At 75.5% G+C, this 14,892-nt stretch carries 12 protein-coding genes; 3 read left to right on the top strand and 9 right to left on the bottom strand.

Annotated features, from left to right (window positions below; all coding sequences use genetic code 11):
- Positions 1-18 precede the first annotated feature (18 nt).
- A complete protein-coding gene (locus BMW27_RS02150) occupies positions 19-2,832 on the bottom strand; it encodes a helix-turn-helix transcriptional regulator (protein WP_091438338.1) in 2,814 nt (937 codons plus the stop codon).
- 284 nt (positions 2,833-3,116) lie between these two features.
- Here BMW27_RS02150 and BMW27_RS02145 point away from each other — a divergent pair, with 284 nt between their 5' ends.
- Positions 3,117-3,575, top strand: coding sequence for a DUF5709 domain-containing protein (locus BMW27_RS02145; RefSeq protein ID WP_091438336.1), 459 nt, complete (start codon positions 3,117-3,119; stop codon positions 3,573-3,575).
- A gap of 46 nt (positions 3,576-3,621) precedes the next feature.
- The gene (locus tag BMW27_RS02140) at positions 3,622-3,918 is read left to right on the top strand and encodes a DUF6510 family protein (RefSeq protein ID WP_175486292.1); all 297 of its coding nucleotides are present in this window, start codon (positions 3,622-3,624) and stop codon (positions 3,916-3,918) included.
- A gap of 65 nt (positions 3,919-3,983) precedes the next feature.
- Here BMW27_RS02140 and BMW27_RS02135 read toward each other — a convergent pair whose 3' ends face one another.
- Both BMW27_RS02135 and BMW27_RS02130 read right to left on the bottom strand, forming a co-directional pair.
- Positions 3,984-4,721, bottom strand: coding sequence for an alpha/beta fold hydrolase (locus tag BMW27_RS02135; RefSeq protein ID WP_091439750.1), 738 nt, complete (start codon positions 4,719-4,721; stop codon positions 3,984-3,986).
- A 145-nt stretch (positions 4,722-4,866) separates the two neighbouring features.
- Positions 4,867-5,817, bottom strand: coding sequence for an alpha/beta fold hydrolase (locus BMW27_RS02130; protein WP_091438333.1), 951 nt, complete (start codon positions 5,815-5,817; stop codon positions 4,867-4,869).
- Between the two features lie 186 nt (positions 5,818-6,003).
- On the opposite strand from BMW27_RS02130, the gene BMW27_RS02125 reads away from it, so the two are divergent.
- Positions 6,004-6,606, top strand: a complete 603-nt coding sequence (locus BMW27_RS02125) for a TetR/AcrR family transcriptional regulator (RefSeq protein ID WP_091438330.1) — start codon at positions 6,004-6,006, stop codon at positions 6,604-6,606.
- Between the two features lie 11 nt (positions 6,607-6,617).
- On the opposite strand, the gene BMW27_RS02120 is transcribed toward BMW27_RS02125, so the two are convergent.
- The 6 genes from BMW27_RS02120 to BMW27_RS02095 all read right to left on the bottom strand — a co-directional run bounded on the left by BMW27_RS02120 (position 6,618) and on the right by BMW27_RS02095 (position 14,759).
- Entirely contained in the window at positions 6,618-7,691 is a 1,074-nt protein-coding gene (locus tag BMW27_RS02120) for a thioredoxin family protein (RefSeq protein ID WP_091438329.1), read from the bottom strand.
- A 12-nt stretch (positions 7,692-7,703) separates the two neighbouring features.
- Complete coding sequence (locus tag BMW27_RS02115) at positions 7,704-8,924, bottom strand: epoxide hydrolase family protein (RefSeq protein ID WP_091438326.1); 1,221 nt, start codon at positions 8,922-8,924, stop codon at positions 7,704-7,706.
- A gap of 255 nt (positions 8,925-9,179) precedes the next feature.
- Positions 9,180-10,511, bottom strand: a complete 1,332-nt coding sequence (locus BMW27_RS02110; protein ID WP_091438323.1) for a dihydrolipoyl dehydrogenase family protein — start codon at positions 10,509-10,511, stop codon at positions 9,180-9,182.
- 334 nt (positions 10,512-10,845) lie between these two features.
- Positions 10,846-11,034 (bottom strand): bleomycin resistance protein, encoded by a 189-nt coding sequence (locus tag BMW27_RS02105; RefSeq protein WP_091439748.1) that lies wholly within the window; start codon positions 11,032-11,034, stop codon positions 10,846-10,848.
- A gap of 47 nt (positions 11,035-11,081) precedes the next feature.
- A complete protein-coding gene (locus BMW27_RS02100) occupies positions 11,082-11,522 on the bottom strand; it encodes a VOC family protein (protein WP_091439745.1) in 441 nt (146 codons plus the stop codon).
- A gap of 306 nt (positions 11,523-11,828) precedes the next feature.
- Positions 11,829-14,759: an ATP-binding protein gene (locus tag BMW27_RS02095; RefSeq protein WP_091438320.1), complete on the bottom strand. Its 2,931-nt coding sequence runs from the start codon at positions 14,757-14,759 to the stop codon at positions 11,829-11,831.
- Between the last annotated feature and the right edge of the window lie 133 nt (positions 14,760-14,892).

The following is a 14,892-nucleotide window of genomic DNA, read 5'->3' as shown; positions in this document are numbered from 1 at the left end:
GGCGGGCCGGGGCATCAGTCAAAGGACCGCGGCTCGGCCCTCGGTGACCGCTGCCCGTGCGGTGCCGCTCAGGGCGTCCCGCAGCGCGGCCCGGGAGGTGATGCCCAGCTTCGGGAAGACCCGGTAGAGGTGGGCACCGACCGTCCGGGGTGAGAGGTACAGCCGGCTGCCGATCTGCTTGTTCGACAGACCCGTGGCGGCCAGCATGGCGATCTGGTGCTCCTGCGCGGTCAGTGCCCCGGCGCCCCCGTTCCCGGGAGCGCCGCGGTGGGTCAGCCCCGTGGCCCGGACCTCGTTGGCCGCCCGTGTCGCCCACGGTCGCGCCCCCAACTGCCGGAACGCCTCCAGCGCCGCGGTGAGCTGCACGCGGGAGGCGTTCGTCGCCCGGCTGCGGCGCAGGTGCTCGCCGTAGGCGAGCTGGACCCGCGCGCGCTCGAAGGGGTACTGCTCCGCCCCGGGGACGGCCAGCGCCTCCTCGAAGCGCCGGGACGCCTCCTCACCCGGTGCCACGAGCGCTGCCGAGCCCGCCTTCACGAGGGCGAGCCTCGGCCGGCCGGTGAAGATCGCGGCTCGTTCCATGGCCGCCACGTGCGCCGCGGCCTCGGCACGACGGCCCGTGCGCACCGCCGCCTCCACCAGGTCCATGGCGACGACGAGGCCGACCGGGGCGTAGGGGGCGAAGCCGCCCGCCTGGCTGACGGCGCTCAGCTCCCGGTAGGCGTCCTCGAAGTCCCCGCGTCCCAGCGCGGCCAGCCCGCGGACGCGGCGGGCGAAGTCCTCGAGCAGCCGGACCGCCCTCGGGGCCGACCACGCGACGAGCTCGTCGGCCAGGGCCTCCGCCGTCCCGTCGTCCCCCCGTGCGGCCGCCAGGAGAGCCGAGCAGTAGACGCCGGTCAGGCTGACGAGCCGGTAACCCAGCTCCTCACCCCAGGCCCGCCCCTCCTCGGCCGTGCGTCCGGCCTCCTGCCAGCGACCGCCATCGAACGCGTCGTGGCAGAGCAGCATCAGGGCGTTGACGGCCGAGGCGGCCGCGCCGCCTCCCCGCCCGTCCCTGACCACCCTCCGCAGCGCCGGCCGGCAGCTGGAGAGGCGGTCCGCGTAGAACGCGGCCGTGCCCACGCGGACCACGTGGGTGGAGTCGACGCCGGTGTGCGCCGAGACGATCAGCTCGTCGAGCCGTTCGAGCGCCTCCGGTGCCGCTCGGACGGGGTCGGCGAACACCGTGCGCGACACCGACAGCACCGGCGGGACGTCCGGTCCGAGCGCCTCGAGCGCCCACTCGAAGGGTCGCCAGAGCTCGTCCCGGCCGCCGAAGTGGCACACCAGCAGGAGGCTGTGCAGGGCGTCCTCGACCGTGGCCGCGTCGGAGCCGGTGTCGAGCGCGTACTCGACGGCGCGCACGAGCATGCGGTGCGCCGTCCCGACGTCGCCCTCCCCGTTGAGCAGGTGGTGGGCGGCGGCGACCGCGACCTCGAGGGACCCCGCCGTCCGGGGATCGGCCGTGCGGGCCGCGGACAGCAACTGGGGCACGTTGCGCAGGTCCCCGGTCGTGTCGGCGCCCACGAACGCGGCGGCCGCCAGCCGACGGGCTCGGTCCGGACCGCTCGGGGTGAGGTCGGCGGCCCGCAGGAGGGCGTTGACCGCGTGCACCGCGTCGCCCTTGTGGCGGGCGCGGTGCGCCGCGGTCTCGAGGAGGTCGGCGGCGCGGGCGTCGGCGCCCACGACGGCCTCGGCGAGGTGCCAGGCACACTCCTCCGGCCGGTCGACCAGGACCTGGGCCAGGGCGCCGTGCGCCCGTCGGAGCTGACCGCTCGTCGACAGCTCGACCGCCGCCGACCCGATGAGCGGGTGCCGCAGGGTCACCCGTCCCGCGGCGAGGTCGACGCGCAGCAGCCGTGCCCGCTCGGCCGGGGCCAGGTCGTCGAGCCAGCTCTCGGTGGCTGCTGCCGCCCGCAGGGTCCGGAGGTCCCCCGTGCCCTCGAGGGCAGCGAGCAGCAGCAGCCCCTGGGTCCGCTCGGGGAGGGCGGCGAGCTGCTGGGCGAAGACCCGTTGCAGGTGGCTGTTCAGCGGTAGCGCCGACGGGAGGGGGTCGGACCCGGTGCGCTGGGCCTCGGTCATGACCGCGGGGAGCTCCAGCAGGGCGAGCGGGTTGCCCTGGGAGGCAGTCAGGACGCGCTGACGGGTCTGGGCGCCGAGCACGGGGAAGCGGGTCCGCAGCAGCTCCGCGGCCGCGTCGTCGTCCAGCGGGGGCACCTCGAGCTCCGGCAGACCTGCCTGGAGGAGGACGCAGTCGCTGCCCGTCCGCGCCGCGGCGAGGACGCCGATCCGACTGCGGGCCAGCCGGCGGGCGACGAAACCGAGGACCCGGACGCTCGGCCGGTCCAGCCAGGGCACGTCGTCGACGACGACCAGCACCGGGCGGGACTCCGCGGCCCGCGCGAGCAGACCGAGGACGGCGGCCGAGACGAGCAGCCGGTGCGGTGGCGGCCCCGCCCCGAGGCCGAGGGCGACGACCAGCGCGTCCCGGTGCGGCTCCGGGAGCGCCTCGAGGTGGTCGAGGAGCGGCAGCAGGAGCTGGTTGAGGCCCGCGAAACCCACCTCGGCCTCGAACTCGACCCCTGCGGCCTGCAGGACCGTGGCGTCGGATGCCGCGGCGTCCCGGACCACCGTCTCGAGCAGGACCGTCTTGCCGACGCCGGGCTCCCCGGTGACCACGAGGACGTCGCCGATGCCCAGCGCCCGGTCGAGGAAGGAGGCGAGGGCCGCGCACTCGGCCGACCGGCCGACCAGGCCCGCGTCGGCGGTGCGGACGGAGGCGAGCGCGTCTGGCAACGGAGTCCCCTCCCGCGCGTCCCCGGCGGTGCCGGGTCACGAGCCCTCGGTCGTGGAGGTCGCTGGTTCGGTCGTCCGTGTCGCGGTGAGAGCGTCTCTCACTGAGCGGCTGGCCACCAGGGACCTCGGGCCCGGGCGGGGCGCCACCTGCAGTCGGATGACCGATGCACCGGTGTGGTCGGGGCTGCCACGGTCGCCTCGCCCGGCGGACGCGGGCACCGGGCGGACCCGGGCGACCCGCTCCCGGTGGAGGACGTCCCTGCCCCGGCCCGAGGAGGTGTGCGGTGGACCCGTTCGTCTTCGGCACCGACGGGACCGATCCCGAGGAGGACTCGGGCGTGCTGGAGCCGCAGGACACCCTCGAGGAACTCGGCGTCGCCGACGTGCTCGACACCGGCTGGTCCCCGGCCGAGCGCCCGTGGGCGGTGACGGACTGGGGGACCACCGAACGCGAGGAGCTGGCCGGCGAGAGCCTGGCGGGTCGACTCGCCCGTGAGGTCCCGGAGCGGCAGCAGGTCGAGGGGGACGGTCTGGGGGACGCCTCCGACACCGACGGGGAGCTCATCGACGACGAGGTCGGCGGCCGCCGCGCGGGACGCCTGGTGGAGACCGTCGAGCGCTGGGGCGACGTCGAGCCGGAGCTGTACGCCCTCGACGTGGGCATCGACTCGGGGGCAGCGTCCGCGGAGGAGGGGGCGGTGCACGTCGTCCCCGAGGCGGACGACGACTGGTCCCCCCGCTAGACGGATCGATGACGCGGCAGGTCGGAGCGGATCGGAGGGGTGTCCCGTGACCGGTGTCCCGGAGACGGGTGATCGGCGCCTGGACGGCAACGCGGCGGGCGGTGTCCTGCGGGAGGTCTTCGCGGTGGACCCGACGACGGCCGTCTCGACCTGCGCGCACTGCGGACGGCCGGCGCCCCTGGGTGAACACCTCGTCTACGCCGACGCGCCCGCGCTCGTCGTCCGGTGCCCGGGCTGCATGCAGGTCGTGCTCCGGTGCGCCTCCGACGCGGCGGGCCTGCGACTGGAGATGACCGGGGTCCGGCTGCTGCGGATGACCCCTGCGGAGGGCGCCGCCGGGTGAGACCGCGCGCGGTCGGGCCGTCGGGACCGGGACGCGCTCCCGACGGCCCGAGCGGCCGGCGCCCGCTACGCCGAGACGGCCTGGAGCGCCTGCCGGATGACCTCGGTGACGACCTGCGGCTGCGACACCATGATCACGTGCGAGCCGTCGGCCTCGGTCACCGTGGCGCCGGCCCGTGCGGCCATGGTCCGCAGGACGTCGCTGCCCGCCGCCTTGTCGCCCGTCGGGATGACGGCCCAGGACGGCAGGCTCTTCCACGCCGGCGCCGCGGTCGGCTCCCCGAAGCCCAGGGCCGAGATGGGCCGCTGGGTGGCCGCCATGACGCGGGCCTGCTCCTCCGACACGTCGGAGGCGAAGGCGTCGTGGAACCGGTCCGGGTCGATGGCGAACTCGGTCTGCGTCCCGGAGTCGCCGGTCGGGTAGCTCCACTGGAGCAGGGCCGTGGTCAGGACGCTGTCCTTGGAGTCGCTCTCGATGTCCTGCAGGGTCTCGCCCTCGTCGGGCGCGAAGCCGGCCACGTAGACCAGTCCGACGACGTTGCCCGCCCGCAGCGCGGCGTTGGTGATGACCGCCCCGCCGTAGGAGTGACCGACCGCGAGCACCGGGCCGTCGATCTGGGAGAGGGCGCTGGCCACGTAGGCGGCGTCGTGGGAGATGCCGCGCAGCGGGTTGGAGACGGCCCGCACGCCCACGCCGTCGGCGAGGAGCTGGGCGACGACGTCGTTCCAGCCGGAGCTGTCGGCGAAGGCGCCGTGGACGAGCGCGACGGTCGGCCGTGCGCCGGTGGTGGTGGCCTCGGTCATGGTGATCCCCTCCGGGGTGGTCGGCGGAACCTGACGTGGCACCGCCGTGCGCCCGGGTGCCGGCGACGGCGTGCCGCGGGCGAGGACGTTGCCCCGCCGTCCGGGCGGCCGCATCGGTCAGGTGACCCGATGCTCGACCGTCGGGTCAGGCGGACGCGGTCGGCCCGGTCGGGCTCCGGGAGCCGACGTGGAAGTCCTGGATCGCGGAGAGCGCTTCCAGCGGTCTCTCCTCGACCATGAAGTGGCCGCAGTCGAACGCCCGCCCGGTGACGTCGTCGGCCCAGTCCCGCCAGATGGCGAGGGTGTCGTACCAGGCCTCCAGCGCACCCCTGCCCGCCCAGAGGACCTGCGTTGGGCAGGTGATCCGCCGCCCGGCGGCGCGGTCCTCGTCGTCCCATCGGCGGTCGCAGGTCGCCCCGGCCCGGTAGTCCTCGCACATGGCCGCGATGGTCGCCGGATCCCGGGCGCAGCGGACGTAGTCGGCCACCGCCGCCGGGGGGAACCGGCGGATGGCGCCACCGAACTCGGCGTCGAGGAAGAAGAAGTCGGGATCCCGTCCGATGAGCCGCTCGGGGATCGGCGAGGGCTGGGCCAGGAAGGCCCAGTGCCAGTAGCCGAGGGCGGAACGCGCGTCGGCCCGCGCCCAGACCTCGCCGGTCGGGACGACGTCCAGCACCGTGAGCCGGCGGACCACCTCGGGGTGGTCCAGGGCCATCCGGTAGGCGACCCGCCCGCCCCGGTCGTGGCCGACGACGTCGAAGGCGTCGAAGCCGAGTCCGGCCATCAGCGCGATGCAGTCCTCCGCCATGGCCCGCTTGCCGTAGCTCTCGTGACCGGGGACCGCGGCCGGCTTGGAGCTGTCCCCGTACCCGCGCAGGTCGGGAGCCACGACCGTGGCGGTCCGGGCCAGCTCGCCGGCCACCAGCCCCCAGGCCAGGTGCGTCTCGGGGTAGCCGTGGAGGAGGAGCAGCGGAGGTCCTGAGCCGCCGTGGCGGACCCGCAGGGAGACCTCCCCGACGGAGATGCGCGACAGCCGCAGGTCGTCGAACCCGGCCGGGAAGGCGCCGTCGCCGGAGGTCCCGCCAGGTGTGGACATCCGGATCCTCCTCGGGAGCAGGGGTCGAGGCGACCGCACCCGTGCAGCGTGCTCGGGAGCCGGGCGTGGCGCATCGGTCGGGCGACTGCTCGCCGAGGCCCGCACGTCGGTGAGGGCTCGGGCTGCGGGTGACAGACTCGTCGCTCGTCCGGGTCGGCCCCACCGCGCGAACAGGAGGGCAGCGGCATGCCCCCGAGCAGTCCGGTGGCCGGCTCCCGGGAGCAGCGGCGTGCCCGGATCGAGAAGACGGCGCTGGAGCTCTTCCGCACGAGGGGTTTCGACAACGTCACGGTGGAGGACGTCTGCGCCGAGGCCGGCGTGGCTCCCGCGACCTTCTACCGGCACTTCGGGACCAAGGAGGAGGTCGTCTTCGCCTACCGGGAGGACTTCACCGCGGCGCTCGGCAGGGCCCTCGACGTCGCCGCGCACGTCCCGGACGCGGAGCGCCTGCCGGTGGTCCTCGGCGAGTTCGCGGCCTTCCTCGAGTCGCAGCAGGACGTGCTCGCACTGCGGGACCAGATCGTGCTGGGACACCCGCGGCTCATGCAGCGGACGCTGACGGTCCAACGGGACATGGAGAGTGCACTGGCGACGGGTCTCGCGCGGTTGCGCGGCTCGTCGACGCCCGACCCGGCGGCCCTGCTGCAGGCCGGGATCGGCATCCTGGTGCTCCGGGTCGCGGTCCGGTCGTGGCGCGCCGGGGGCGGGGGATCGCTGCTGACGGCCACGCAGCAGGCGTTCGGGCGGCTGCGGGAGGTCGTCGCCGGTCTGGCTCCCGGGGGGGACTGAGTCCAGGCGGCCTACCCGAAGGTGAGGGCGTAGACCGAGACGCCCGGGTCGAGGAACTCCACCTCGAAGGTCCCGCTCGTGACCGCGCCGCGTCGACGGAGGAGCTGGTACAGGCGGGGTTCGGTGACCGTGCCGCGACCGGTGCCGTCGACGTCGAGGCCGTGGTCGGTGCCCGGGTCCCGGCCGTCGAGCTGCACCCGGAAGCGCACGGTGGCCCCGGCCGGCGGCGCCACGACCAGGTGGAGGTCCCGGGCGTGGAAGCGGCACGCGAGGCGTCCGCCGGCCTCGGAGGAGGACGACGACTCGGCACCGACCGTCCAGCCGCCGGCGAGGGACCAGTGCCCGAGGCGCAGCCGCTCGGCCGCGGCGTAGACGTGCGGCCGGTCCGGCACGACGTCGGGGGAGGAGGCGAACCCGGAGGTCCGGTCGTAGCCCAGGTAGGTCTCCGCGGAGCGCAGCGTGTCCCAGTCGGCGGGGGCCTCGATGCCGCGGGCGTCCACCGCCACCGGCTCGGGCCCGAGGTCGCCGGCCCCGGCTTCGCCGAGGAGCTGCCGGAGGACCGTCTCGTCCTCCTCGTAGCCGCCCTCGCCGAAGCTGTGGTGCCGCAGGCGTCCCCCGGCGTCGACCAGGTAGCGGGCCGGCCAGAAGTGGTTGTGGAAGGACCGCCACACGGCGAAGTGGTCGTCGATCGCGACCGGGTGGCGGATCGACCGGGCCGCCGCGGCACGGCGGACGTTCTCCACGTCGTGCTCGAAGGAGAACTCCGGTGAGTGCACGCCGACCACGACCAGCCCGGAGTCCCGGTAGGCCTCCTCCCAGGCGCGCACGTGGGGCAGCGAGCGGAGCCAGTTGATGCACGTGTAGGTCCGGAAGTCGACCAGCACCACGCGACCGCGCAGGTCCGCGCCGGTGAGCGGCGGTGAGTTGAGCCAGTCCGTGGCTCCGGCGAGGGAGAACTCGTCCCCGGTCGGCCAGAGGCCGTCCTCGCCGTCGGCCGGCCCGCGGTCCTCGGCCCGGACGGCGTCGTGGTGGAACCGCTGCCCGAGACGGCGGGCGACGTCGGCCAGGTGGTCGTGGGTGGCCATGTCGACGCCCGCTCAGCGCAGGGACCGGAACGCGGCGCGCAGTTCCTCGGCGAGGAGCTGCGGCTGTTCCCACGCGGCGAAGTGGCCGCCTCGGTCGACCCGGTTGTAGTGGATGAGGCCGGGGTAGGCCCGCTCGGTCCAGCTGCGCGGAGCCTCGTACTGCTCGCCCGGGAACACGGTCACGGCCACCGGGATCGCAACGCCCTTGGCGTCGAAGAAGCCGCCCCGGTACTCCCAGTAGAGGCGGGACGCGGAGACCCCGGTGTTCGTCAGCCAGTAGAGCGTGATGTTGTCGAGCACCTCGTCCCGCGTCAGCTCACCGGTGGTGCTGGTGTGCCGGGCCAGGGCCGCGACGACCGCCGCGGCCGGCTGGCCGTCGGCGTCGTTGTGGTCGAGCAGCCAGGCGGCGAGGCCGACGGGTGAGTCGGCGATGCCGTACAGGGTCTGCGGGCGGGCGGCCATGTACCGGGCGTACTCCACCTGCCCGAACGTCCGGATCAGCTGCTCGTAGGCGCGCTGCTCCTCGGCGGAGAGACCGGCGGGCGGCGGCTGGCCCGCCAGCGCGGCGGCGTTGACGTCGGCGGGCACGGTGGCCGGCATGTTGGTGTGGACGGCGAGCAGCCCCTCGGGCGCCTGCAGGCCCATCTGGTCGACGACGAAGGCGCCCCAGTCACCGCCCTGGGCGACGTAGCGGTCGTAGCCCAGTCGTCCCATGAGCTCCGCCCAGGCCCGGGCCATGCGCTCGGGGCCCCAGCCGGTGCTCGTGGGCTTGCCGGAGAACCCGTAGCCGGGCATCGACGGGACCACCACGTGGAAGGCGTCCGCTGCGCTCCCGCCGTGCGCCGTCGGGTCGGTGAGCCGGTCGACGATCTTGAGCTGCTCGATCACCGAGCCGGGCCACCCGTGGTTGATGACGATCGGCAGCGCGTCCTCGTGCCGGGACCGGGCGTGGACGAAGTGGATGTCCAGGCCGTCGACCACGGTGGTGAACTGCGGCAGGGCGTTGAGCCTCGCCTCGCAGGCGCGCCAGTCGTAGTCCGTGGCCCAGTGGCGGGCCAGCTCCTGCACCACGGCGAGCGGCACGCCCTGGGAGGAGTCCGCGACGGTCTCCTCCTCGGGCCACCGCGTCGCGGCGATGCGTCGCCGCAGGTCGGTGAGCTGCTCCTCGGGCACGTCCACGTGGAAGGGGCGGATCGCCGTGGCGCCCGCGGGCTTCTCGGCTGTGAGGGACATCTGCGGCCTCCGTCGTCCGGGAACGGCAGCCAGCCTGGCGGTGCCCGGCACGGCGCGCGCCCGTCGGAGTGCCTGGTCCGTCCCTGGTCTCCCTGCGTCCCGCCACGGTCGACCTCCCGTCGACCCGGGCCGGACGGCACGGCCGCGGTGGCCCGGTGACGGCGTGTCCGGGGAGCGCTGTCCCCGGCGGCCTGCGGGCCGGCCGGTACCCGCCTCGACCGTGCGCCCCCGCGACAGCAGGGGCGCACGGCTGCGTCACGCGCCGACGGCCGCGGTGCGGAGCTCGAGCAGCGCGTGCAGGAACGCCTCCGAGAAGGTCGGGAAGGGCTGGATGACGTCCTCGAGCACCTCCAGGGGCACCCGGGCCCGGATGGCGACGGTGGCCTGCTGCAGCCACTCGCCGGACCCGGGACCGAGGGCGTGGGCCCCGGTCAGGCGCGTCCCGTCGGAGACGAGCGTGAGGTAGCCGGGCTCGGTGTCGTAGGAGCGGGTGTAGGTCGCCGTCCGCGCCACCTGCGACAGCGGGACGGTGACCGTGACCGGGCCGTCGGCGGCCCCCACGGCGGCGGCCTCGGGATCGGTGTAGGTCACCCGCGGGACGGCGGAGTAGTCCACGGCGCGCGGCCGGCCCAGGATGTTCGACGCCACCACGCGGGCCTGGTACTTGCCGACGTGGGTCAGCGGCCAGGGGGTCATCACGTCGCCGACGGCCCACAGCCCCTCGCGGGCGTTCAGCCGGGCGTCGAGGCGCAGCTCCTCGATGCCGACGGTCTCCAGGCCGACGTCGTGCACCCGGGGACGCCGGCCGGTGGCCACGAGCAGCCGGTCGCCCCGCAGCGGGTCCCGGCCGGGGAACTCGAGCACGAACTCGCCGTCCTCGTGCCGCGCCGCGGACACCATCTGGCCGAAGTACAGGCCCACGCCCTCGGCCGCGAGCGCCGTGCCCAGCGCCGTCCCCAGCGCCCGCGGCTCGCGGGGGAGCAGGTGGTCCATGCCCTCGACGATCGACGCGGTGCCGCCCAGGCGGGTGACGGCCTGGGCCATCTCCACGCCGACCGGGCCGCCGCCGAGGACCAGCAGATGACGCGGGACCTCGGTCATGCTGGTCGCCTCGCGGCTGGTCCAGGAGCCCGGCAGCTCCCGCAGGCCGGGAACCGGCGGGATGAACGGGTCCGAGCCGGTGGCCAGGACGACGTGGTCAGCGGTGTGGACGGCGTCGTCGACCCGCACGCGGCCGTGGCCGGCGAGCCGGCCGTGGCCGCGGATGACGTCGATGCCCTCGCCCTTGGCCCACGCGACGGCACCCGAGTCGTCGTAGGAGGACACCATGAAGTCCCGCCAGGCGAACGCGGCGGCCGGGTCGACCCGGCCGGTCACCGCCTCGGCGGCGCCCGGTGCCCGCCGCGCCCCGGCCAGCGCCTCACCGGGCCGCAGCAGGGTCTTCGACGGGATGCACGCCCAGTACGAGCACTCGCCGCCGACCCGTTCCCGCTCGACGACGGCGACCTTGAGGCCGCCTTCGGCGAGCCGTGCGGCGCAGTGCTCTCCCGGGGCTCCGCCGCCCACCACGATGACGTCGTAGTCCATGACCGCTCCTCGGTTGTGTCGCCGCTCCGTCCGGCGGCGGTGCGTCTCGCCGTGAGGACCGGGCGGGTGTGCCGGGCCGGCCCGCTGCTCCTCGTGTCGGTACCGGCCAGTGGGTACGGGGTCTCGACGGTCGCGGCCCGGGCCGTCCGGTCGCGCCCGTGGGGCTCCCCGGGGTCCCCGCCCTGCGGCCCGCTCGGCTCCGTGCCGCCGTGGGGACCGCCGTCCGTGCGGGCGGCGTGGCCGCGGAGGTGTCGGCGCAGGTACGTGGAGACCCGCCGTCTGCGCGCCGGGGCGTGCACACCCGGCGCGCCGACGGCGACGGGCTCCCGGTCGGTCAGTGCGGGGCGCCCTCGATGACGAGGGTGGCGTCGGCGACGGCCTCGTCGGGAGTGCGGCCCTGCTGCCGCGCCACGATGTAGCCGGCGTACCAGTCCGACCAGTGGTGCGGCGGCCCCACCGGCTCGTACTCGCCGTGGTGCTCCTCGGCCTCCCGGAGCAGACCGGCCAGCGGTGCGACGTCCATCTCGTCCTCCTCGGTGCGTGCCACGGGGTGCGGCGGAAACTCGGTGGTCAGCGGCCCGGCAGGCGCGTCGTGAGCTCCTGCAGCACCCACGTGTTGCCGTCGGGGTCGGCGAAGGTGGCGTAGGAGGCGTAGCTGCGGCGCTCGGGATCGGGCCCCGGCGCGTGCGTCGCGGGGTCCGCGCGCACCGCCAGCCCTCCGCCGGCGTCGTGGAAGACCTCGCTGACGCCCGCACCGCGCTCGACCAGTTCGGCACGGGCCGCCTCGATGTCGGGAACGGCCAGGAGCAGGCCCGCGATCGAGCCGGGCGGCGCGGGCGCCAGGCCGATGCCGAAGTGGATGGAGCACGCCGAGCCGGGTGGCGTCATCTGGATCACGTGGAAGGCCTCGTCGACGAGGAGGTCGGCGTCCTCCCGCCATCCCAGTCCCTTGTAGAACTGCTTGGCCCGGTCGACGTCGGAGACCGGTACGACGACGGCCTCGAGCTTCATGTCCACGGTGTGCTCCTCGTCCTCGCGGAGGCGGCACCCGGTCGATGCCGGCTCGGACACGCTCGCGCGGCCGTGGCCCGCGTCGCCCCAGGGGCATCCCCTGGTCTGCTACTGGTCGCCGTCCCCGCGCCGGAGGTCTCCGGGTCCCCGCAGGCCGACCAGGGAGGGACCAGGGGACCTCCCTGCGACGAGGCGCCGTTCGGTGCCGCGAGAGTGGCCCGGGGCCGGACGGCGGAGGGTGACCGGTCACCGCACGGTCGTCGGGATCACGGAGTTCCGCGACGGCGAGGTGGTCCGTGAGCGGGTCTACCCCGGCGACCCCGGGGAGCCGCCGTCCTGGCGCACCCGGTGGGTCGAGCGGTTCGACCCACGTGCGCCGGGGTCGTCGGCCGGCGCGTGAGCCGGCATCCCGGCGCTGTGCGGAACTGCTGCGCGGCGTCTCGCCGGCGACGCGGACCGCCCGACCGGCCGGATCGCGGTGACGACGCCGTCCGGCAGGGACCGCCGCAGCTCGCGGCGCGTGCTGACCCCCAGCTTGGTGAAGACCTTGCGGAGGTGCCACTCAACCGTCCGGGGGCTGAGGTACAGCTCGGCGCCGATCTCGCGGTTGGTCAGCCCCCGGGTGGCCAGCCTGGCGATGTGGGCCTCCTGGGCGGTGAGCTCCCCGGTGGTCTCCGCCGTGCGCTTGCGCACGACCTCCCCGGTCGCCAGCAGCTCGTGGCGCGCGCGCTCGGCGAAGGCGTCGGCGCCCATCGCGGTGAACGTCTCGTGCGCGACCCGCAACTGGACGCGGGCGTCGATGCGTCGACCCTCCCGGCGCAGCCACTCGCCGTAGCGCAGACGTGCCCGAGCCAGCTCGACGCGGACGGTGGTGCGGCCGAGCCGGTCGAGGGCCTCCAGGTGGAGTTCCTCGGCCGCGCGACCCTCGCTCAGCAGGGCGCGCCTGCCCGCCTCGGTCCCGAGCGCCCACTCCGTGCCACTGGCCCGGGTCATCGTCGAGAGCTCCTCCAGGGCAGCAGCCGCTGACCCGGTGTCCCTGGTGCGCACGCCCGCCTCGACGAGTTCCGCCAGCGCCCACTTGGGTGGTCCGAGCTCGAGGGGAGAGGCGGCCGCCTCCCGAGCCGCACGCAGTGCGTCCCCGTAGCGGCCGAGGCCGTTGCACAGCACCGCCCGGGCCCACTGCACCATGGTGGCGCCGGCCCCCTCGCCTCGGGCGGTGACGTCCTCGAGACAGCTCTCGATCAGCGGCTCAGCCTGCGCGGCGTCCCCCCGCACGGCGAGCAGCCCGACCTCCCCGCAGGGCGCGACACTGCTCCTCGTCGCCTCGGCGACCGACCGTGCCTCCTCCACCAGGCAGGCCGCCGTGGCCAGGTCCCCGGTGAAGAGGTGGACGACGGCGCGGGTGTGGAGGGCCAGGGGCAGTGCGCTGAGGGCTCCCGAGTCGCGGGCGACCTCCAGGTGCCGACGGGTGAGGACGTCCCAGCTGGCGTCGTCCCACAGGGACGCGGCCGAGGCCGCCGCGAGCCAGGCCGAGCGCAGCGCCTCGTCCAGCGTCAGCTCCTCCGTGACGAACGCCCGCACCACCGGGTGCAGCAGCGGCGCCGCGGCGGCGTACCCGTCGGTGAACAGCACGGCGAGCCCGGCGAGGAGCGCGTCCCCCTTGCGCGGAACGGCCGGAGTCGGCGCCTGCCGCACGGCCTCGGCGACCTGCCGCGCGCCGGGACCGGCGGCCAGCCGTCCGGCGGACAGGGCAGCGGAGAGCGCGTCGAGGTAGGTGTCCCGGGACAGTCGCGCGTCGAGCGGTTCCAGCCGCCGCGCCACGGGCAGCAGCAGCGGCAGCGCCTCGTCGCCCCTGTTCGCGGCGAAGGCGATCTCCGCACGGAGCAGGTCGAGCCGTGCCCGCCCGGCATCCCCGAGCGGTCCCTCGCCGGCGGTGGTGAGGAGGGCCGAGGCGTCGTCGAACGCACCGGCGTGCACCTTGACCTGAGCGGCGTCGAGGCAGCGTCCTGCCCGCCGCGCCGGATCCGGCGTCAGCGCCGCGGCCTGTTCGAGGAACGCGGCCGCCGCCGCCAGGCCGCCGTGCGCGAAGGCACGGCCTGCGGACTGCTCGAGGTCTGCGGCGGTGTCCTCGTCCGGACCCACCGCAGCACGGGAGCGGTGCCATGCCCGGCGGTCGGGATCCACCTCCGGATCGGTGACGTCGCAGAGCGCTCGGTGGACCTCCCGCCGTTCCGCCGGAACGGCCGAGCGGTAGACCGCCGAGCGGACCAGTGGGTGCCGGAACCGGACCCGGTCGCGCAGCTCGATCAGGCCCGATGCCTCGGCCTCGGCCACAGCGGCGGCCCCGATACCGAGCCGACCGGCGGCGCGCTCCAGGAGCTGGACGTCACCGACCGGATCGGCGGCCGCCGTCAGCAGCAGTCGACGTGCCTGCGGCCGGAGGGGCGCCACCTGGCGGAGGAACCCCTGTTCCAGCCGCTGGCCCAGGGGCGTCGCGCGGTGGCCGGTCCCGCCCCCGAAGGACAGGTCGGCCGCCGAGAGCCCTCGCGGCAGCTCGCGGAGAGCGAGCGGGTTGCCGTGGCTCTCGGCCAGGATGCGGTCGCGTACCCGGGGATCGAGCACGCCGGTCACCGAGGACTCCAGGAGCGCAGCTGCATCACGGGCGCTCAGGCCCTGCACCACGAGTTCCGGGAACCCGCTGAGCCCGGACTCCTCGTCCGACGCGCGCACCGCGAAGACCATCGCCACGCGTTCGTGCACGAGCCGGCGTGCGACGAACTCCAGCGCCTGTGCGGACGCCCGGTCCAGCCACTGGGCGTCGTCCACGACGCAGAGCAGCGGTCCCTCGTCGGCCACCTCGGACAGGAGGCCGAGCACCGCCAGGCCCACGAGGAAGCGGTCCGGTGTGCTGCCCGGGCGCAGTCCGAACGCCGTGCCGAGCGCCTCCTGCTGGGGACCGGGCAACGTGTCCAGCCGATCCAGATGGGCGCTGCACAGCTGGTGCAGCCCGGCGAAGGCGAGCTCCGTCTCCGACTCGACACCGGCCGCTCGGGCCACTCGGCACCCCGCTGCGCGTTCGAGCAGGACGTCGAGCAACGCGGTCTTGCCGATCCCGGCCTCGCCGCGCAGCACCAGGACCTGGCCGCGGCCCGCCCTCGCAGCGGCGACGAGCCCGCTCAGCGTGTCGCACTCGCTGCGTCGTCCCAGCAGTCCGGGCCACGCGCGGGTCCTCGACATTCCGCACCTCCTGAGGTCGTCGGGGGAGCGGGGCGCCCACGGCACGGCCCTGCCGGTCGGCACCGGATCCCGGTCGACCGGCCGTGTCGGAGCCCGGTGCCGTGGAGCCGGACGGGAGCGGGAGCGTCCGCCG

Source organism: Geodermatophilus poikilotrophus, from assembly GCF_900111455.1.
Lineage (GTDB): Bacteria > Actinomycetota > Actinomycetes > Mycobacteriales > Geodermatophilaceae > Geodermatophilus > Geodermatophilus poikilotrophus.
This window is presented reverse-complemented; position numbering and strand designations above follow the sequence as displayed.